This is a genomic window from Vibrio sp. HENC-03 (assembly GCF_000305755.2).
In the GTDB taxonomy this organism is placed as follows: Bacteria; Pseudomonadota; Gammaproteobacteria; order Enterobacterales; family Vibrionaceae; genus Vibrio; species Vibrio owensii.
In genome coordinates this window covers 152709-173229 of the sequence record NZ_JH976131.1, presented here as the reverse complement: position 1 = coordinate 173229, position 20521 = coordinate 152709, and the positions used below count along the sequence as shown (strand labels likewise).

17 protein-coding genes are annotated in these 20521 nt (G+C 47.5%); 10 read left to right on the top strand and 7 right to left on the bottom strand.

What is annotated here, in order from left to right; genetic code table 11:
* Nucleotides 1-61 precede the first annotated feature (61 nt).
* Genes folB through VCHENC03_RS02190 form a run of 3 tightly spaced genes read left to right on the top strand, consistent with a single transcriptional unit; the run spans nt 62 to nt 1719 of the window.
* Nucleotides 62-421 (top strand): bifunctional dihydroneopterin aldolase/7,8-dihydroneopterin epimerase, encoded by a 360-nt coding sequence (gene folB, locus VCHENC03_RS02180; RefSeq protein ID WP_005436044.1) that lies wholly within the window; start codon nt 62-64, stop codon nt 419-421.
* Nucleotides 418-900: a 2-amino-4-hydroxy-6-hydroxymethyldihydropteridine diphosphokinase gene (folK, locus tag VCHENC03_RS02185; RefSeq protein WP_009707764.1), complete on the top strand. Its 483-nt coding sequence runs from the start codon at nt 418-420 to the stop codon at nt 898-900. Before folB ends, folK begins: the two co-directional genes overlap by 4 nt.
* Before the next feature lie 15 nt (nt 901-915).
* Complete coding sequence (locus tag VCHENC03_RS02190) at nt 916-1719, top strand: undecaprenyl-diphosphate phosphatase (protein ID WP_009707763.1); 804 nt, start codon at nt 916-918, stop codon at nt 1717-1719.
* A 72-nt stretch (nt 1720-1791) separates the two neighbouring features.
* Here VCHENC03_RS02190 and VCHENC03_RS02195 read toward each other — a convergent pair whose 3' ends face one another.
* Nucleotides 1792-3012, bottom strand: a complete 1221-nt coding sequence (locus VCHENC03_RS02195) for a multifunctional CCA addition/repair protein (RefSeq protein WP_009707762.1) — start codon at nt 3010-3012, stop codon at nt 1792-1794.
* Nucleotides 3013-3160: 148 nt separating this feature from the next.
* Here VCHENC03_RS02195 and VCHENC03_RS02200 point away from each other — a divergent pair, with 148 nt between their 5' ends.
* Both VCHENC03_RS02200 and VCHENC03_RS02205 read left to right on the top strand, forming a co-directional pair.
* Nucleotides 3161-4786 carry an ExeA family protein gene (locus VCHENC03_RS02200; RefSeq protein WP_009707761.1) on the top strand — a complete coding sequence of 542 codons (1626 nt, stop codon included), beginning with the start codon at nt 3161-3163 and terminating at the stop codon, nt 4784-4786.
* Nucleotides 4786-5508, top strand: a complete 723-nt coding sequence (locus VCHENC03_RS02205; protein ID WP_009707760.1) for a general secretion pathway protein GspB — start codon at nt 4786-4788, stop codon at nt 5506-5508. The genes VCHENC03_RS02200 and VCHENC03_RS02205 overlap by 1 nt, the downstream gene beginning before the upstream one ends.
* On the opposite strand, the gene VCHENC03_RS27865 is transcribed toward VCHENC03_RS02205, so the two are convergent.
* Nucleotides 5505-5753 (bottom strand): hypothetical protein, encoded by a 249-nt coding sequence (locus VCHENC03_RS27865; protein WP_232310383.1) that lies wholly within the window; start codon nt 5751-5753, stop codon nt 5505-5507. The genes VCHENC03_RS02205 and VCHENC03_RS27865 overlap by 4 nt on opposite strands.
* Before the next feature lie 48 nt (nt 5754-5801).
* On the opposite strand from VCHENC03_RS27865, the gene ggt reads away from it, so the two are divergent.
* Nucleotides 5802-7532 (top strand): gamma-glutamyltransferase, encoded by a 1731-nt coding sequence (gene ggt, locus VCHENC03_RS02215; RefSeq protein ID WP_009707758.1) that lies wholly within the window; start codon nt 5802-5804, stop codon nt 7530-7532.
* A gap of 79 nt (nt 7533-7611) precedes the next feature.
* On the opposite strand, the gene VCHENC03_RS02220 is transcribed toward ggt, so the two are convergent.
* The 3 genes from VCHENC03_RS02220 to VCHENC03_RS02230 all read right to left on the bottom strand — a co-directional run bounded on the left by VCHENC03_RS02220 (nt 7612) and on the right by VCHENC03_RS02230 (nt 10475).
* Nucleotides 7612-8223, bottom strand: a complete 612-nt coding sequence (locus VCHENC03_RS02220) for a TIGR04211 family SH3 domain-containing protein (RefSeq protein ID WP_005528771.1) — start codon at nt 8221-8223, stop codon at nt 7612-7614.
* Between the two features lie 181 nt (nt 8224-8404).
* Entirely contained in the window at nt 8405-9664 is a 1260-nt protein-coding gene (locus VCHENC03_RS02225; protein WP_005431976.1) for an inorganic phosphate transporter, read from the bottom strand.
* A 130-nt stretch (nt 9665-9794) separates the two neighbouring features.
* Nucleotides 9795-10475 carry a TIGR00153 family protein gene (locus tag VCHENC03_RS02230; RefSeq protein ID WP_005431974.1) on the bottom strand — a complete coding sequence of 227 codons (681 nt, stop codon included), beginning with the start codon at nt 10473-10475 and terminating at the stop codon, nt 9795-9797.
* Between the two features lie 205 nt (nt 10476-10680).
* Here VCHENC03_RS02230 and VCHENC03_RS02235 point away from each other — a divergent pair, with 205 nt between their 5' ends.
* Nucleotides 10681-12213 (top strand): CYTH and CHAD domain-containing protein, encoded by a 1533-nt coding sequence (locus tag VCHENC03_RS02235; RefSeq protein WP_009707757.1) that lies wholly within the window; start codon nt 10681-10683, stop codon nt 12211-12213.
* A 32-nt stretch (nt 12214-12245) separates the two neighbouring features.
* Here VCHENC03_RS02235 and VCHENC03_RS0126280 read toward each other — a convergent pair whose 3' ends face one another.
* Complete coding sequence (locus VCHENC03_RS0126280) at nt 12246-13064, bottom strand: potassium channel family protein (protein ID WP_032803103.1); 819 nt, start codon at nt 13062-13064, stop codon at nt 12246-12248.
* Between the two features lie 48 nt (nt 13065-13112).
* Between VCHENC03_RS0126280 and VCHENC03_RS02240 the strand changes: the two genes are divergently transcribed.
* The 3 genes from VCHENC03_RS02240 to hldE all read left to right on the top strand — a co-directional run bounded on the left by VCHENC03_RS02240 (nt 13113) and on the right by hldE (nt 18841).
* Complete coding sequence (locus VCHENC03_RS02240) at nt 13113-14369, top strand: methyl-accepting chemotaxis protein (RefSeq protein ID WP_009707755.1); 1257 nt, start codon at nt 13113-13115, stop codon at nt 14367-14369.
* Between the two features lie 120 nt (nt 14370-14489).
* Nucleotides 14490-17333, top strand: a complete 2844-nt coding sequence (glnE, locus tag VCHENC03_RS02245) for a bifunctional [glutamate--ammonia ligase]-adenylyl-L-tyrosine phosphorylase/[glutamate--ammonia-ligase] adenylyltransferase (protein ID WP_009707754.1) — start codon at nt 14490-14492, stop codon at nt 17331-17333.
* 77 nt (nt 17334-17410) lie between these two features.
* Nucleotides 17411-18841, top strand: a complete 1431-nt coding sequence (gene hldE, locus VCHENC03_RS02250) for a bifunctional D-glycero-beta-D-manno-heptose-7-phosphate kinase/D-glycero-beta-D-manno-heptose 1-phosphate adenylyltransferase HldE (RefSeq protein WP_009707753.1) — start codon at nt 17411-17413, stop codon at nt 18839-18841.
* Nucleotides 18842-19057: 216 nt separating this feature from the next.
* On the opposite strand, the gene tolC is transcribed toward hldE, so the two are convergent.
* The gene (gene tolC / locus VCHENC03_RS02255) at nt 19058-20392 is read right to left on the bottom strand and encodes an outer membrane channel protein TolC (protein WP_009707752.1); all 1335 of its coding nucleotides are present in this window, start codon (nt 20390-20392) and stop codon (nt 19058-19060) included.
* Nucleotides 20393-20521 lie beyond the last annotated feature (129 nt).

Sequence of the window (20521 nt, the reverse complement as noted above, 5' to 3'; positions counted from 1 at the left end):
AGAATAGTACGATCAAAATGCCCAAATCGGGTATCCGACCTCTGTAATAGAAGGACATAAGATGGCTCTGGATAAAGTTTTTATTGAACAGTTAGAAGTGATCACCACCATCGGCGTTTACGATTGGGAACAGCAAATCAAGCAGAAGCTGGTTCTGGACATCGAAATGGCGCACGATAACAAGCCGGCGGGCAAGAGTGATGATGTTCAAGATGCGTTGGATTACTCACAAGTGAGCGAAGCGGTATTAAATCACATCGAAAATGGTCGCTTCTTGTTGGTTGAGCGCGTGGCAGAAGAAGTCGCAGAGCTTATCATGCAACGTTTCTCTGTTCCTTGGGTGAAGATCCGTTTAGCGAAACCTGGTGCTGTTCCTCAAGCACGCGCTGTTGGCGTTGTGATTGAGCGAGGTCAGGCATGATCAAAACGTATATCGGTGTAGGGACCAATATTGACCGAGAACATCACGCACTTGTGGCTTATCAAGAGCTGCAAAAGCTTGGATGTGATCTGAGTGTTTCGCCGATATACGAATGCGAGCCAATCGGCTTTAGCAGTCAAAACTTCTACAACTTCGTGATTAGTTTTTCCACGGAGTTATCACTCGAAGAGTTGAGTCACCGCTTACGCGAGATTGAATTTCAGTGGGGGCGTGAAGAAAACGCGCAGAAGTATCAGGATCGAACCTTAGATCTCGATATAGTCTTGTTCGGTGAGTGCATTTCGCAGCAAAAACCTGAGCTACCTCGCAGTGATATCTACAAATATCCTTTTGTAACAAAGCCCCTGTATGATCTCGAACCTCAATTGGTGATCCCCGGCGATGGCAGAACAATCGCAGATATTTGGCAGGCGATGCAGCCCGTCGATTCACTCAAACCAGTTTCCTTTTCACTTTAATCTTGAGTTGTTTACATGAGTTACTTTGAAGCCTTTATTCTGGCTCTGATTCAGGGTCTGACAGAGTTTTTGCCAATTTCCAGCTCTGCTCACTTGATCCTGCCTTCAGCCATTCTTGGTTGGGAAGACCAAGGCTTGGCATTTGATGTTGCCGTTCACGTTGGTACGCTAATGGCAGTGGTGATCTATTTCCGTCAAGAAGTGATCACGCTTTTCCAAGCACTGTTCGCCTCGATCTTTAAAGGTGATCGCAGCAAAGAAGCTAAACTGGCGTGGATGATCGTGATTGCAACGATCCCGGCGTGTGTATTTGGCCTACTGATGAAAGACATCATCGAAGTTTACCTGCGCAGTGCTTACGTGATCGCAACCACCACGATCATCTTTGGTCTGCTGCTTTGGTGGGTAGATAAGAATGCAGAGCTAGTGGCGGATGAGTACCAAACTGGCTGGAAGAAAGCCTTGTTCATTGGTATTGCTCAAGCGTTGGCGATGATTCCTGGTACGTCACGCTCAGGTGCAACCATTACTGCTGCACTTTACCTAGGCTTCACTCGTGAAGCGGCCGCGCGTTTCTCATTCCTAATGTCTATCCCAATCATTACTTTAGCGGGTGGCTACCTAGGTATGAAGTTGGTGACAAGTGGTGAACCAGTACACATTGGCTTCCTGCTAACGGGTATTGTGACGTCATTTATCAGTGCCTACATCTGTATTCACTTCTTCTTGAAGATGATTTCACGTATGGGTATGACACCATTCGTAATTTACCGTCTGATTCTAGGTTTTGGCCTGTTTGCGTTCTTGCTAATGGCTTAAACCCAATCCGAATGAAAACGCCCGCTTGGTTAAGCGGGCGTTTTTGTTTGTCTCTCTTTTCTTTTGAGTCGCTTACTTACCTAATGCGACTTTAACCGCTTCTGCACGACGTTTCTCTTGCTCATCACGAATTGCAGGGCCTTTGAAACCGTCTTTGATAATGGCTTGCACATCAACCGATGCCGCGGCTTGATAAGCGCGCATAAACAGTTCTGCTTGCGGGTATGGTTGGTCTTCTAGGCCCTTTCGGCCTGCATGATCGGCTTGGCAGCAAATTAAGATATCTTGCAGACGCTCAGCCTTGCGCCACACATCAAACTTGTTGAGGATCTTGATGATGGTTTGTGGTTTAAGCTCGGCTGCTCGATGGATGTTAGAGTGTTGCTCGCACACCATTAATGCCAAGTCGCGGAACTCATTTGGCACTCGTACGCGATCGCACAGCTTCTTGATAAGCTTTAAACCTGTGTGGCAATGCATTTTATGACTTGGCCATTCGTTTTCTGGCGTTACACCTTTACCCAAATCATGCACTTGCGCTGCAAAGCGTACTGGCATTGAATCGCTGAGCTTCGCAGCTTGCTGCGCGACCATTAAGGTGTGGATGCCCGTATCTATCTCTGGATGCCATTTCTCTGGCTGAGGTACGCCAAACAGCGCATCAATTTCTGGCAAGACAACGGCTAATGCACCGCAATCTCTTAAAACGGATAAAAACACGTCAGGGCGGGAGGTAGAAAGCGACTTGTGCCATTCCTGCCAAACACGTTCTGGCGTTAGCGTACTTAGCTCGCCGGATTCGGCCATATCGCGCATCAGCAGCATGGTTTCCTCTGCGACACTAAAACCCAAGTGCGCTAACTTAGCCGCGAAGCGAGCAACACGTAAAACACGCAAAGGGTCTTCAACAAAAGCTTGCGAGACATGACGAAGTACTTTTGCATCGATATCTCTTTGGCCGCCGTATGGGTCATACAAGTTGCCATCTTCATCCATCGCCATGGCGTTGATAGTGAGGTCGCGACGGATGAGGTCTTCTTCTAGTGTGACGCTTTGATCAAAGAAACATTCAAAGCCAGTGTAACCCGCGCCAGATTTTCTTTCGGTTCGTGCAAGGGCGTGCTCTTCTTTAGTCTTGGGATGAAGAAACACAGGAAAGTCTTTCCCGACAGCCGTGTAGCCTTGGCTTTGCATCATTTCTGGTGTCGAGCCGACGACCACCCAATCTTTGTCATAACTGTCGATTCCGAGCAAATGATCTCGAACTGCACCACCAACTAAATAAACTTGCACGCATTACCTCTTAATTTATGGATATGACGTTGGACATTGTAGCAAGCAATGGTACTTTTCTTCACATCTAAAAGAACTTAGCGCTTTGTTTAAGTCTAATAAGGAATATCCCGATTTGATTGCGGGTGGGTTTTAGCTGGAGATCCTAATGTATAAGGACTTTTTCGGGTTTGTTGAACTGCCATTTTCGATTGTTCCAAACTCGCGTTATCTGTATCTGAGCCAACGTCACAAAGAGGCAATTACGCACCTTCAGGCGGGGTTAGGCGATGGTGGTGGTTTTGCCATGCTGACAGGCGAGGTAGGGACAGGTAAAACCACGGTCGCAAAAGCCATGTTGGCAAACTTAGACGAGAACACCAAAGCGGGGTTGATCCTCAATCCAACGTTCTCAAGTCGAGACTTACTCGAAGCCGTTTGTGATGAATTCAAAGTCACCTATCCGCAAGATGCGACACTAAAGCAGCTTAACCAAGTGATTCATGAATACCTACTGAGTAATCACAAGTCAGGTTGGACAACCTTATTGGTTATCGATGAGGCTCAGCACTTGGCTGCCGATGTGCTTGAGCAATTACGCCTGTTAACCAACTTAGAAACAGATACGCGTAAACTGCTTAAAGTGCTTTTGGTGGGGCAACCAGAATTACAGCGCTTGTTGCAAACTACGCAACTGCGTCAACTTGCTCAGCGCATTACTGGCCGTTATCACTTGCTGCCGCTTGATGAGAAAGAAACCGCAGATTACATCACGTTCCGCCTGCATACCGCTGGTGGTGATAAGCAGCTGTTTGACCGCAGTTCTACCAAATTGATTGCCAAATACAGTCACGGCATTCCGCGTCTGATTAACCTGATTTGTGATAAATCCCTGAACATGAGCTACTACAAAGGCAATGTGGTCGTGGATAAGCAAACTGTTCATCAAGCGTGTGAAGAGGTAATGCAGTTCCAAGCAGAGATTTATCAACAAGACAAACCCATTCGCCCCAGTTATGAGTGGCCGACATGGGGCTCGGCTGCCATCGGAGTTTGTGCTGCTGTCGGTATTGGTTGGGCTGTGATGCAGCAAATGCCTTTGAAGCCGACCGCAAGCACTCAGCCACTTCCGGTCGCTCAAGTAACGGCACCACAAGCCGTTACGCCTGTGGTTAATGATCAATTGACCAATGAACAGCGTAATATGTTGCTAGAGCAGACCCAGTCTAACCTAGCGGTGAACGAGCTTTACAAGCTTTGGGGGTATCGAGCTTCGGTACGTGACAACTTGTGTTTATCGGAGCCTCAATCGACCATGCGTTGTGAACGTAAAATGGCGACATGGCCGTTGTTGGTGCAGCAAAATCGTCCGGTAATCTTAGAGCTTAACTACCAAGGCCAAGTGGGTTATGTGATCCTTTACGCGATTGGTGACAATAAAGTCGAAGTACTTAATGGTAGCCAACGCCTTCGTTTACCGGTTTCTTGGCTTAAACCATTGTGGCAAGGCAACATCATTGAGTTGTGGCAAGCGCCGCTCAAGGATACGTTGCGCTTAGATATGGAAGGGCCAGCGATTGATGTTCTTGACCAACTGTTGGCACTGGCAGTGAATGAGCAACCGCTAGGCTCTGACATCTATGATGGTGCCTTAAAAGAGCGTGTTGAGTTGTTCCAACGTTGGCAAGGCATTGGTGTTGATGGTATTGCAGGGCAACGTACATTGGAGCGATTGCAGCAGAGCGTACAAATGGATGCTCCACAGCTAAAGCAAATTGATGAGGAGGACGCATAATGTCAGTCATGAAGCATGTGGGACTCTTTCTATTGCCCGTGAGCATTACGGCAGTTGGCGCGGCGTGGTATTTGGAGCTCTTTGCCCAAGAAGCCCCAGAGCCTGTTGTGGTTGAAAAAGCGCAGCCGATCGTTGAGCCTGTAAAACCAGTGGTTAAGCCGAAATTCGAAAGCTTGAGTTACCCCGAGGAGCCACAGCTGGCGCAGCTGCAACGAGATTGGCCGACTGCCGAACTCTCACAAGAATTTGGGACGTTTGTTGATCAAGGGTATGTCAATAATGATTCGGTTCCGGGTGAGCAAGACTTGTTAGAAGTGCCTCAGAAAACCGCGCCGACTAGTCCGAAAATGCAAAGCCATGATGATCTCGGCTTGTCACTCGACGATCTTGATTTGTCTTCTTTATCTCCAGACTTAGCATTGAAAGTAGAGAACGCGTTAGCAAACAACGATCAACCATCTGCGGATAATGCATCATCGGCTTATGATCTTGAGCGTGACGCTCGGCAATGGCATGGACGATTACCGGCTATGAACTTGCAAACGCATATGTACTCGAGTGACGTGAATCGTCGTTGGGTGAAGATCAACAACGTTGAGTACCATCAAGGCGATGTGGTTGATGGGCAGATCACGTTGAAAGAGATCCAACCACAAGCGGTGATCGTCGAGTTCCAAGGTGAGAAAATTCGTATCCCAGCTCTCTATGAATGGAAAGGCTAAGCTTCAACTAAAGCAGTTTTTTCTTCCAAATCACATTTAGCCAGTGAGCTTTTGCCGCTGGCTTTTTTACCTCTGTAGAGCGGTTCGTTTATCCATTTTAGTGATGCCAACTCAGGGTTCAAAGAAACAAAATATACCTTATGCCTGTCGTTTAAATGGCTCCAATACGGCGTACTTATTGATAGGTGTTCCCCAGTCAGTGTTGTGTAAAAAAACGCCATATTGACGAACTTCGCAATAAGCATTGAGTCAACGTTAGACATCTTATAAATACAGGAGTCTATCCGGAACGTATGCGTATTCTTACTTTTTCTTTGAGCTTGATTGCCGCGGTGAGCCATGCCGCAAAGCCTGAACCTTTCCCAATTACGCCAGATAATACTGGTGAACATTTTATGGTGAGTGCAACCAACCCTTATGTCAGTAGTACTGGCTATTCCGTATTGAAGCAAGGCGGCAACGCTGTAGATGCCATGGTTGCAATGCAAATGGTGATGTCCGTGGTAGAGCCTGACATGACAGGTATCGGTGGTGGTACGTTCGCTCTGTTCTACCAGCACGATAAACAAAAGTTTCTCGCCTTGGATGGACGAGATGAAGCACCGTCTAGCGCAAACCCAGAGATGTTTGTGGAAAACGGAGAAGTGCTTAGCCGTAATGAGATACTTGGCCCTCGCTCTATTGCAGTGCCGGGAACGCTGCGCTTGCTTTACACCACTCACGAGCAATACGGAAAGCTGCCATGGTCAGAGCTCATCAAGCCTGCTATTGAACTGGCGAGCGAAGGGTACGCGATGAACAGCTACACCTATGACATTGTCGTACGAGAGCAAAGCCGACTTGAGCAAGACCCAGAAGTCAAAGCCTTGTATTGGCAAGGAGACGAAATTAAACCGACGGGAACTTTGATGAAGAACCCAAAGATGGCTGAGACGTTGAGAAACATTGCTCAACAAGGTGATAGCTATTTGTATGGCGGTGAGTTTGGTAAGCACATCGTAGACACGGTCAATAGCCGCATTGATGATCAACATGAGAAGTTGTCACTAGACGATTTCAAAAACTATCAAGTAAAGCTGCGTGAGGTTATTGAGAGCGATTACCGAGGGAATAAAATCGTTTCGTTTGGTTACCCAGCTTCTGGCGGCGTGATGGTGGCGCAGAGCCTTGAATTACTTGAGCCTTACGAACTCTCACAAATGGCGAAGACGGACGTTGAGCCTTGGCGCTTAATGACTGAGGCGATGCGTATCGCTAAAGCTGACCGTATCGCGTATGCCGGCGACCCAGATTTTGTCGAAGCGCCAACGGGTGAATTGCTATCTAGAGAGTACTTAGATGAGCGTCGTGGACTTATTCCAAATGAAGGGGTAGCAAAAGAGAATCCAAAAGCAGGGCAAGTCACCGCAACACAATACGCGCAGTACCAAGGTTTTGAGAGTAAAGATACCGGACACATCTCTATCGTCGATAGGGAAGGGAATGCTATTGCCATGACGAGCACAGTAGGCACCGGTATGGGTTCTGGCGTGATGGTTGATGGCGTTATTTTGAATGCGCAGATGGCCAACTTCTCACCTCAGCCAACGGTCAACGGTAAACCAACTCAGAACTCGATTGAAGCGGGCAAACGTCCACGTTCCGCCATTACGCCATTAATGGTGATGGACAGTGACGACAACCTGCGTTTGGTGGTTGGTTCTCCGGGCAGTTCGCAAATCCCGGGTTATGTGTTGAAAACCGTGGTTGGGGTGCTGGATTGGAACTTATCAGCGCAAGAGGCCATCGATTTGCCGAACATCCAGTACGGCACCAAAATAGACCGCACTAAGCCTTATGACCCGACGGGCTTGCTGGTGGAGAAGAAAACGTTCGCAGAAATGCTGGTTCCGGAGTTTATGGAGCTTGGCTACCCAGTACACGTGATTCCAGTTGTGAGTGGTTTGAACGCCATTGAGCTAAAAGATGGCAAGATTTACGGGGCAACGGACAGACGCCGAGCATCCAGTTCAATGGGTGAGTAACAAGAATCCTACTTAACAAGCCAACAAAAAAGCCAGTCGAGTACGACTGGCTTTTCTTTATCTATTCAGCTGAAGGCAATTATGCCCAACCTGCTGGCGATTTCTTTCTGCGAGGAATCAGGTGTGGCAGCACCAAACCAAATAGCAGACCAAGACCTGCAACACCACCACCGTAAGTGAAGTACTTCAGTAGCATGTCGTCTTTTTGCGTGTCTAGCTTCGCGCGAAGTTCGCGGTTTTCTGTTTCAACAGAAGTAAGCTGGTCGCTGATTTCAGAGTATTTCTTCTCTAGATCAGAAATCTGTTGGTTGCGTGTTTCTAGTGATGTCACTAGACCCGCTTTTTCGGTGTCTGAGTTCTGGCGTGCGTTTGCTAGTTGCTCTTTCACTTCTTTCAGCTCTTTCTCTACGCGAGGAAGGCGAATTGCCATGCTTTCTTGGTTCGTAACAAACTTGCTTTGCACCCAGCCTGTACGGCCACGAGCGTCACGGATTTGTGTGTAACCCGTGTCTTTGTTTGTTTGAAGAAGTTGTACTTTAGAGCCTGCGTTAACACTGCCCATAATGCGGTAAGTGTTGTTTGGACCAGAGTGCATAAAAGTGAATAGGTCATCAGAAATATAACGGTCTGCCGCTAGTGCCGCTGGCGCTGCTAGCAAAGTAAACAAAACCGTGATGATTAGTTTTTTCACAGTAAATCCCTTAACGATTTTCTTGGATACAGCTTTGGCACCGAATTATTGGAGCCGGAAATAGACGAATATTATGCAGTTTCAAACTTCGGTGCAACAAAGAAGGGAGGCAAAGCCTCCCTTTCTGTGCGTTTGAGTCAATAATGACAAAGCGCTTACATTGTATTGACGGTGTTTACTCTTACGAGAACATCGCTTGGATGCCGTAGAAGAATACTACTGCCAATAGTGCGCCTGCTGGTAGCGTAACGATCCAAGATGCAACGATGTTACGAACCACGCCTAGGTTAAGTGCTGCGATACCGCGAGCGAAACCTACACCTAGAACCGCACCTACTAGAGTTTGAGTAGTAGAGATAGGTAGACCAGTACCTGATGCTAGAACTACTGTACATGCTGTTGCTAGCTGAGCTGCAAAGCCACGGCTTGGTGTTAGTTCAGTAATACCAGTACCAACGGTAGCCATAACTTTATGACCTAGCGTTGCTAGACCAACTACGATACCAAAACCACCTAGAGGAAGAATCCACCATGCGATTGTGCTTTTCGCTGTAACTTCACCCATGTGTTCAACCGTTGAAACAACGGCAGACAGTGGACCGATCGCGTTAGCTACGTCGTTTGAACCGTGTGCGAATGCCATTGCACACGCTGTGATAACCATTAGTACGCTGAAGATGCCTTCTACGCCAGCAAAGCTGCGGTCTTCTTCGCGGTTCGCGAATTTCTTCTGAATGTAGAAGTAACCACCTGCCATTACTGCAGCAGAGACGATTGCTGCCCACATCCACGCTTCACCATTACTTAGGTGAAGGCCAACGTGTTTCAGACCTTTCTTAATCGTTACAAGCGCAATCACCATAGTCGTGATGAACATGTACACTGGAACGAAACGTTTCGCGTTGAATAGTGGGTTCTCAGTATCAAAGATCAGACGCTGTGCGCTGACAAAGATAACGTAAGCAAAGAAGCCTGAGATAACCGGAGTAATAATCCAGCTACCGACAATCCCTTGAACACTGCTCCAGTCAACTGCTTCTGTACCTACAGACACACACGCAAAACCGATGATTGCACCGATGATTGAGTGAGTCGTTGATACAGGCCAGCCCATGTAAGAAGCAAGTAGAAGCCAAGTACCAGCCGCAAGAAGCGCTGACATCATGCCGTAGACAAGAATGTCAGGTTGGCTAGCAAATAGAGATGTTTCGATAACACCTTTACGGATAGTGTCGGTTACTTCACCGCCTGCAAGATATGCACCCGCAAATTCAAAGATCATTGCAATAATGATCGCTTGTTTAACGGTAAGCGCTTTTGAGCCAACAGATGTACCCATAGCATTAGCAACGTCGTTCGCGCCAATACCAATCGCCATCATGAAACCAAAAATCGCTGCAACAATAATCAGGACAGTGCCGTAGTTCGCAAGGATATCCATCGTAATACCTAGTTGTTTTATAACAAGCGGAGCAAAATTTTGCGCGCATCAGCCCATAAGACGGTGAAAATAGTCATCGTCCATCTGACACGCGTTAGTAATGCTCTTCGTTATGTCGTTAACTTATGTTTTAAGATCGAGATAGCATGACTTCCAAACGAGCACCTACGCGCTGCGCTTGGTCGGCAATACCACCTACCCATTCAAGAATCTTGTACAAGAACATGACATCGATAGGATTCATGTCAGCTTCAATCGCCATCAGTTGTTGGCGAAGTTCAATCTGCATTGCATCGGTGTCATCTTCAATTACGTCCAACTGATGAATCATTTCAGCAACGAGCGTTACTTCACGGCCTTTGAAGCCGGTCTCTAGAAGTTCATCAAGTTCGTTGATCACTTTTTGCGCCTGATCAGCCGCATCAAGACAACGTTGAACGTATGCGAGGAAGTTTGGTTGGAGAGCCTCAGGAATGACAAGTTGTCGACCATATACACGGCCAGCAATGTCTTTTGCCAGGTTAGCAAGTTTGTCTTGTTGAGTCAGAAGCTCAAGCATGTCAGTACGATCGACTGGCATAAACAAACCGCGAGGCAGTTTTAGACGGATTTCACGTTTCAGCACGTCCGCTTCTTTCTCTAGGTGAGAAATTTGAGCACGGATTTCAGCTGCTTTTTCCCAGTCACCCTTTGAAGAAACTTCAAAGAACTTAACCAGGTGTGAACAACATTCGTTGACACACACAACGTGGCGCTGCAAAGGCTTAATTGGGGACTTTGCAAATAACCCCATAATTGTATTTACTGGCATGGTCATTCAACCTAATAACTATAACCTTAAAAAAACATACACCATTTCTTGGCGAAATGTTGAACGATGGCTATAAAGGCGCGCATGTTAACGCATTAAATCGCTCATTAAAACTGTTTTAGATCATCATTCGGGTGATATTTCTTTCTTGCCGTGTGAGAAATTAGGCAATATCCTGTTTCTATCTGCTTTGAAAGGTATAGCTATGGAAACCGAGATAGAACTGAAGTTTTTTGTTTCTCCTGAATTTTCAGAAACTTTAAGAGCTAAAATTTCCGAAACAAAAGTACTTCAGCACAGTAGTCGTGACTTAGGTAACACCTACTTTGATACCGCTGATAAATGGTTAAGAAAGCACGACATTGGTTTAAGAATTCGCCGTTTTGATGATGTTTTTGTCCAAACCGTAAAAACAGCAGGACGCGTTGTTGCGGGCCTTCATCAAAGACCAGAATACAATGCCGAGCACACCAGTAATGAGCCGGACCTCACGCTTCATCCTTCTGATATCTGGCCAACAGGTAAAGATATCGCAACACTGCAAGCGGAGCTGACGCCTCTATTCTCTACCAACTTCACACGTGAACAGTGGCTGATTGGTATGCCTGATGGCAGCCAAATCGAAGTCGCGTTCGACCAAGGTGCCGTGATTGCCCAAGGTGAAGACGGAGAAGAAAAGCAAGATCCTATCTGTGAAGTGGAACTTGAACTCAAATCTGGTCAAACAGATGCACTGTTTACCCTTGCTCGCAGCTTATGTGAAGCGGGCGGTATGCGTCTAGGCAACTTAAGCAAAGCTGCAAAAGGCTACCGTTTGGCAAGTGGTTACACGGGTGATGAAGTGAAGCCGCTGGCATTGGTCGACAGCAGCAAAAACGACACCGTGGAATACTGCCTAATTAACTCATTAGAGCATGCATTAGCACACTGGCATTACCATGAGCAAATCTACGCAGAGCGTGATTGTGTCGAATCACTAAGAGAAATCGTCAACGCCATTCGCTTTATCCGTCAAACGTTCACTATCTTTGGCAGCATGGTACCGCGCCGAGCAAGTGCGATTCTGCGCCAAGAAATGAAATGGTTGGAAGAAGAGCTTGAATGGCTCGATGAGCACGCGCATTTAGAAGAGCTACTGGACGATAAAGGCAACGTGCTGCGCAAACTGGACGCACGTAAATTCCTTGTTTCTGAGTTAACTCAACAACTGGGCGAGCTACCAAGCCGTGAAGAAGTGTTAGAGCTGCTAAGTTCTGCCCGCTACACTGGTTTGCTATTGGATTTGAGCCGTTGGATCTTAACGCGTGGCTGGCAGCCATTCCTTGATGACAAAGCGCGTGAAAAGATGTCGAGTAACATCCAACCGTTCTCGGTGAAGCAACTGGATCGCACTTGGGCTGAGTTGATGGAAGCTTTCCCGGCTGAGCGTGATTTGTCAGCACAAGAATATGTCGATCAACGTTACCGTCTGCTGCGTAATCTCTACACTGGCATTGGCTTCGCGAGCTTGTACGATGCAGAAGAGCGCACCAGCTTCCGTCTACCTTGGGCGGACTTGGTACACGGCATTGACGACCTGCTCATGCTCAACCATTTGCTGCCATTAGTTGGCATGCTAGAAGGGGAAGAGCAAGAACAGTTAGAGCGTTGGCTGCACCGTCAAGAGCGCTCCATCTTGCACGCGATGGATCAGACTCGCGCTATCAGCGTGGAAGTCGAGCCATACTGGCAAGAATAAGATGACTACAAAAAAATAGGATCTTGAAGGTCCTATTTTTTTGTCTGTTGTTTCTGTTCATTGAGTTCGTCTTCGATGGATTGGAGTCTATCTAGTATCTGTTCCTGCCTATCCAATACTTGTTCCAACAGCTTCTCTTTATTTTTCGAACGGTTATCTTGCTGACGAGTGGGAGCGGTCAGGAACGAGGTGATTAAACCTGAAATCATACCGAAGATACCAACACCGCAAATGATGATAAGTACCGCGAGCAGTTTACCTCCCGTCGTCACTGGATAATGGTCACCGTAGCCAACGGTCGAAATAGTAACAAAGGCCCACCACAATGCGTCTGTTCCTGTCTGAATGTTGGCATCAGGATTCTGCCCTTCAATAAACAGCATCGCACTAGAACCTAAAGTAATCAGCACCACCATTAACAACAGAATGGACGCTAATGTGGTTTCACGACGGTTTTGCTTGAGCTGGAAAAGAATGAATTTAGAAGAGCGCAGTACCAAAATGACGCGCAAGATATGGAATAAGCGAGCGAAGCGCAAAGGCTCAATCATTGGGATACTCGCCACAAAATCGATCCAGTGGTGCTTGAGAAACAACTTGCGATCTGTGGCTCGGATCAAATCTATAGTGAGCTGCAGTATAAAAATACTACAGATTATAAAATCCAGACCGATAAAGACTTGACGGGTTTCGTGATCAAGCGGGAAAAACAACAGGCCAGAGATCACAAATAGCGCCATGAAGGACAAGATTAGTGATAGCAACCCCATCGGTTTAGTGCTGTCTTTGATATCATAGTTTTTCATACGAAGCTCGAAATAAATCGCGCAACCAGAATCAAGCGCGAGCATAACTATAAGTAAGATAAAGACTATATAAGACTCGGTGGAGAACTGACAATGGAAAAGCTGGCATTTAAGCCGTGGGAAAGGGTGATATCCGACATCAAGCTCGTTCCGAAAATGGTCATGTTGATGGTATTCAGTACCATTCTGATTGTGGCAAAACAATTATGGGACGCGAGCACGTTCTATAACTCATTATTGGCGGCAACACAGAACGAGCAAGTTGCCCAACAACATTACGAAGCCTACCTAACGCAAGTGGCTTGGCAAACCGCGATACTCATTGCTGTGTTTGTGGTGCTTTTACTCGCCGCTGCGCGTGTCATGCTGCGTCAAACACAGTACTTGAATGATGCAATCAAGTTGATGGCAAGCAAGAATCTGTCGGTGCCATTTGGTATGGACTGTAAAGATGAGTACGGTGATGTGGCACGTGAGCTAGAGAAAACGCGTCGTCAGCTGCATGATGTGATTCAAATGCAGATCAATGCTTCTGACGAGCTTTCTACTCTGACGGAAGTGATGACGCTCAGCATGTCAGAAACCAAAGAGTCAGCACAAGAAGAGTTCAACGAGATCGATCAGCTAGCAACCGCAATGAGCGAGATGTCATCGACGGTTCAAACGGTAGCAGAGCACGCTCAAACAGCATCATCTCTTACCGAGCAAGCGTCGACTCAAGCTGTGACTGGTCAGCAGTTCTTACAGAAAACCGTGTCTAAGATGAGTGAACTGTCTTCTGATATCGCTTCTTCAGCAAGCGCGGTTAACCAAGTGGAAGAGCGTGTTGATGCCATCGGCAGCGTAGTTGGCACCATTCAAGGTATTTCAGAACAAACCAACTTGCTTGCACTGAACGCTGCAATTGAAGCTGCACGTGCGGGTGAGGCGGGCCGTGGCTTTGCAGTTGTAGCTGATGAAGTTCGCAACCTTGCTCAACGCACGCAGCAAGCAACGGTAGAAATCCAAGAGATGATCACTCAGCTTCAAGCGAGCGCAACCTCAGCGGTAGAGTTGATGGAGAAGAGTGTGGTTGAGGCGGCGGAAGGCGTTGAGCTGGTTTCAAATGCTGGCACTGAGCTTGACGGCATTGTTGGCCAAGTCACGCAAATTAACGACATGAACTTCCAGATTGCAACGGCATCAGGTCAGCAAAGCAGCGTCGCAGAAGAAATGAGCCAGAACTTAACCAATGTTCGTGAGCTTGTGGAAGCATCGGTCGTGGTGGTCAGCGAGTTGCTAGAGACCTCAGAGATGATGCAAAACAACGCAGAAGAGCTCGACAAGAAGATTAAATCTTTCGAAGTCTAGTTTCAGCAAGCTTTGATAAAACGCCCACAAACCTTTTGTGGGCGTTTTTATTTGTGCCAACTCTGGTATAAAAGAATGTATACCTCTCAAACCACAGTGCTTTTCACACAAGGAAGAAAAATGCAGCTGCCTTCGTCACTGATTTCTGTCGCGGATTCTGCGGTTCAAAACGCCGAGCAAGCGGGATACTTTCAACAATGGCCAACCGAGATTGCTGAGCAATTTCGTTTTGTGTCTGGGTTAAGCAAGTTCATTACCGAAGCGATTCATCGTGATGAGACACTCGCACAAAACTTGCCAAGCATGCTGGCAGAAAGCAGTCGACAACAAGCTTATCGTACACGCCTCGCTGATCTCTTAGCTGAATGCCAAGATGAAATGGCAGGCCACCGTGTGCTGCGTCAGTTCCGTAACCGTGAAATGGTCTACATTGCGTGGAAAGACTTTACCCACACTTGGACACTAGAAGAGTCGCTCAGTCATTTGTCTCAATTGGCCGAAGCGATGATCTTCGAAACTTATCAATGGCAATACAAGATTTGCTGTAATGAGTGGGGCACGCCGACCAATGCCGAGGGTGAAGCGCAACCTATGCTGATCATCGGAATGGGCAAGCTTGGCGGTGGTGAGCTTAACTTCTCTTCTGACATCGACTTGATTTTTACGTACCCAGAAAACGGTGAGACGCAAGGTGCGCGCCGCAGCATTGCCAACGCGCAGTTCTTTACCCGTTTGGGTCAACGCATCATTAAAGCACTCGACCAACAAACCTTTGATGGCTTCTGTTACCGCGTGGACATGCGTTTGCGCCCGTTTGGTGAAAGTGGTCCGTTGGTGATGAGCTATGCCGCGCTCGAAGATTACTACCAAGAACAAGGAAGGGATTGGGAACGTTACGCGATGATTAAAGCGCGCGTGATGGGCAGTGAAATGTATCCGCAATATCAAGAGTTGCGCCAGATGCTGCGTCCTTTTGTTTTCCGCCGTTATATCGACTTCAGTGCGATTCAATCCTTGCGCCGCATGAAATCCATGATCAGCAGTGAAGTGCGCCGTCGTGGTTTGAGCAATAACATCAAATTGGGCGCGGGCGGCATTCGTGAGATTGAGTTTATCGCTCAAGTGTTCCAGTTAATTCGTGGTGGTCGCGAGCCATCTTTACGTGGTCGTGGCCTGCTAGAAACCTTGAATGCCATTGGTGAGCTAGGCCAGCTAACGCAGCCAGAGGTCGATAACCTTGAAGCGGCTTATAAGTACCTGCGCCAGTTAGAAAACCTGCTGCAAGCAATGGCGGACAAGCAAACGCAAACCTTGCCCGATTGTGAAGACGAGCAGCTAAAACTTGCTACTGCGATGCGCTTTGATAGTTGGGATGCACTGATTGCTCAAACCCAGCAGCACATGGCAAACGTACACAAGGTGTTTGAAAGCTTGATTGGTGATGATGAAGAGGACGAAGCGGAAGCCGTCGCTCGTCATTTCCACGAGTTGTGGGACATGGCGACCAAGCAAGACGTGCTCGAGCACGTTCTACAAGAGGACATCAAAGCCGAGAACCCAGAACAGCTGGCGAAAACCATTATGCAGTTCAAAGCGGACTTGGCGAAGAAGACGCTTGGACCACGTGGGCGAGAAGTGCTGACCAAGCTAATGCCTAAAGTGTTTGATGCGGTGTTTGCTCATCCGGATGCTCAGTTTGGCTTGCCGCGAGTTTTGCACTTGCTGCACAACATCTGTACGCGAACAACGTACCTTGAGCTGTTGGATGAGCATCCAGCGGCGTTAGTGCAACTGGTTCGCCTGTGTACCGCTAGCCCAATGATTTCTGAGCAGCTATCGCGTTATCCGATTCTGCTTGATGAGTTGATCGACCCTCAGCATCTGTACAACCCAATTCCACTTGATAGCTACCGAACAGAGCTACGTGATTTCCTTGCCCGCATCCCAGAGGATGATATGGAGCAGCAGATGGAAGCGCTGCGCCAGTTCAAGCAGATCTGCATCTTGCGTATTGCCGCTGCAGACATTGCTGGTGTACTTCCCGTGATGAAAGTGAGTGACCACTTAACCTACTTGGCAGAAGCAATTGTGGAAGCGGTAGTGAACCAAGCTTGGTTACAAGTGTCGGAAAAATATGGCGAACCAACGCATGTGAAAGATCGTGAAGGTAAAGGTTTCGCCGTGATTGGTTATGGAAAAGTTGGCGGTTGGGAGTTGGGTTATAACTCAGACCTCGATATCGTGTTCATGCACGATTGCCCAGTGAACGTCTACACCGATGGTAAGAAAGAAATCGATGGTCGCCAGTTCTACCTTCGTTTAGCACAGCGCATCATCCATATTTTCTCGACCCGCACGGCATCAGGCATTCTGTACGAAGTGGACACTCGCTTACGTCCATCTGGCGCTTCGGGGTTATTGGTTAGCCCAACCGATGCTTTTGATGACTATCAACACAAAGATGCATGGACATGGGAGCATCAAGCCCTTGTTCGTGCGCGTATGATTTATGGTGATGAGCCTTTGGCTATCGCCTTCCACAACACCCGTCATGATGTGTTGTGTAAACAGCGTGACCAAGACGCGCTGAAGAAAGACGTGGTCGATATGCGTGAAAAAATGCGTGACCACTTGGGCGGGAAAAAATCCGGCCGCTTTATGCTTAAGCAAGACAACGGCGGTATTACCGATATTGAATTTCTCGCTCAATACCTTGTGCTCAACTACAGTCACAGTAAGCCGAAGCTGATTCGCTGGTGCGATAACGTGCGTATTTTTGAAACCCTGATTGCACAAGGTGTCATGGAAGAGGATCAAGCGATGCAATTGACGCGCGCATACACCTCAATGCGCGATGAGATCCATCGTCGAAACTTGCTCAACTTGGATGCCGATGTGGCGGAAGAGAAATTTGTTGCAGAGCGAGAGTGGGTGAAGCAAGCATGGAATCAATGGTTTGCCTAAGCAGAAGTAGTGCACAAGGTTCAGCCTAGAAAAAGGCTGTGTTAAACTCACCACGATTTAATTTTTGGAGACCAATAATGAAACCAATTCTACCTGATTACAACAGCGCTGGTGTGCTAATCATCGGTGATGTCATGCTAGATCGTTACTGGTATGGCCCGACTGGACGTATCTCTCCTGAAGCGCCAGTACCTGTTGTGAAAGTAGAAAACAATGAAGAGCGTCCGGGTGGTGCTGCGAACGTGGCAATGAACATTGCTTCACTTGGCGGTCACGCTCACATTGTTGGTCTAACGGGTATGGATGAGCCAGCGAAAGTACTGACGGAAACGCTGAACTCGCTAAAAGTGAAATGCGATTTCGTCGCGCTGCCAGAATATCCGACCATCACTAAACTACGCGTGATGAGCCGTGGTCAGCAACTTATCCGTCTGGACTTCGAAGACAAGTTCGAGAACACAGATGCAGAACCAGTGTTGTCTCGCATGGAAATCGCACTACCAAGTGTGAAAGCGGTGATCATGTCTGACTACGCGAAAGGTTCTCTAGAGCACGTTCAGGCTTACATCCAAAAAGCGCGCGCAGCAAACATCCCTGTCTTCATTGACCCGAAAGGTGCGGATTTTGAGCGCTACCGCGGCGCAACACTGCTTACTCCAAACATGAAAGAGTTTGAAGACGTAGTGGGCAAAGTGAAATCTGACCAAGAGCTAGTCGAGAAAGCGCTGGCTTTGGTTGAAGAGTTCGAATTTGAAGCGTTGTTGGTAACACGCAGCGAAAACGGTATGACCTTGATTCGCCGTGGCCAAGAGCCGTTCCATTTGCCGACCCAAGCGAAAGAAGTGTACGACGTGACAGGCGCTGGCGACACGGTTATCTCTGTTCTTGCGGCATCTGTTGCTGCGGGTAAATCATTTGAAGAAGCGTGTGCACTGGCAAACGCAGCCGCAGGTGTTGTGGTTGGTAAACTGGGTACATCAACGCTTTCTGAGATTGAGTTGGCAGAAGCGATTCACGGTAGCCAAGATACAGACTACGGTGTGATTTCAGAACAAGCACTGATTGAAGCAGTGAAGAAAGCACGTGCGAAAGGTGAGAAGGTTGTGATGACTAATGGCTGTTTTGACATTCTACACGCAGGCCATGTGTCTTACTTAAACCACGCTGCTGAGCTAGGCGATCGCCTAATCGTTGCAGTAAATACCGATGATTCCGTTAAGCGCCTAAAAGGCCCAGGTCGTCCAGTAAACCCAACCGATCGTCGTATGGCGGTATTGGCAGGTCTTGGTGCGGTTGATTGGGTAGTTCCATTTAGCGAAGACACTCCACAGCGTTTGATCTCTGAAGTGTTGCCAAGCTTGCTAGTAAAAGGTGGTGACTACAAACCAGAAGAGATCGCTGGTGGTAAAGAAGTGATTGCTGCAGGCGGTGAAGTTCGTGTACTGAACTTTGAAGATGGTTGTTCAACCAGCGAAATTATCAACGCAATTAAAGGTGGCAAAGGTTAATTCCTTTCTCACCAAGCTGATTACGACAAACTAATTATTAAAGGCCGCTTTCGAGCGGCCTTTGTTGTTTTTGGATGAGTGAATCTAACCACAAAGTCATTCCAGTCCTTCCCCTTTTCAAGGGGGAGTTAGAGGGAGAATGGCTTGTCTAGCGGCAATAAAAAACGCCAGCTGAAAAATCAGCTGGCGTCTTGCGTGTTACTTATCTATCGATGTTTATTTTACTGGCTTAAGGCCTGCATCAACATCTAGGATATCTTGCTCACTCAGTGTACCTACAGCTTGACGTAGCTGAAGGCCAGCAAGAATGTAGTTGTAACGAGCGTCTGATAAGTTCTTGTTCGCATCGTATAGACGACGAGTTGCGTCTAGTACGTCAACGATAGTACGAGTACCTACATCGAAACCAGCTTCTGTTGCTTCAAGTGCAGACTGTGCTGACACTACAGATTGCTCGTACGCTTTTAGTGCACCGATAGAAGCGTTGATGTTGTTGTTCTGTGCACGCACTTCTTTCACAACACTACGGTATTCTGCTTCTAGATCTTCACTCGCAGATACGTAACCGAATTCCGCTTGTTTCACTTCAGACGTTGTACGACCACCAGTGTATAGAGGCACTGCTAGGTTCACACCAACATTGAAGCCATCCGTCGTGTTATCCGCTGTGCTCTCTGCTGTGTCAGAGTAGTTGTAACCACCGTCAAGAGATAGCGTTGGTAGGTGACCAGAGCTTGCTAGCGAGATGTTGTCGCGAGCGATGTCTTGTGCGATACGCGCAGACAGTAGGCTCAGGTTAGTTGTTTTCGCTTCTTCAATCAGAGCTTCAGCTGGCTCAGAAGAGCGGCTTGCAGAGAAACGAGCAGTGTCTAGAACGTTCAGGTTCTTGTGCTCTTGGCCTGTGATTTCACGTAGTGATTCGTAGCTGTTGATCAGATCGTTCTCTGCCAATACTTCATCGGCTAGTACTGCATCGTACTGTGCTTGTGCATCATGTACGTCAGTGATTGCCGATAGACCTACTTCAAAACGTTGCTTAGTTTGTTCTAGCTGACGGCCAACGGCTGCTTTTTCTGCACGAACGAACACAAGGTTGTCTTGTGCACGCAGTACTTCAAAGTAAGCTTGAGAAACACGAAGGATCAAACCTTGTTGTGTCGCTGCGTACGTTGCGTCTGCACGACGAGCCGTTTTCTCAGCCGTGTCTAGCGTGATCCATGATGCACGGTTGTACAACTCTTGCGAGAAGCCAACACCTGCAGACAACACGTTTTGGTCGTTATCACGATCTCGCAACGTTGCGGTGTTCTCGTTGTAGTCAGTCTCACCACGAGCGATGTCGTAACCCGCTGTTAGGTTGATTTGTGGTAGTAGGGCACTGCGGCTAGAGTTGATTGCTTCAAAAGCTTGATCACGCTGCGCTGCTACACTGAGCAATTGAGGGTCGTTTTGTTTTGCTAAGTCATAGATTTCAGCAAGAGAGTCTGCCCATGCAGATGTGCTCATACTGCCTAGCGCTGCACTGATAAATAGTGGAAGCAGTTTTTTCATTTTCCATTCCCGCGGTATATAGATTGGTTAATTCTCAGTAGTTTAACTCAATTTGGACGATATTTACTCGAAACTTTGCACTTTTTTACACGTAATTATCCACTTGTGCAATAAATAATTGGGAAACGC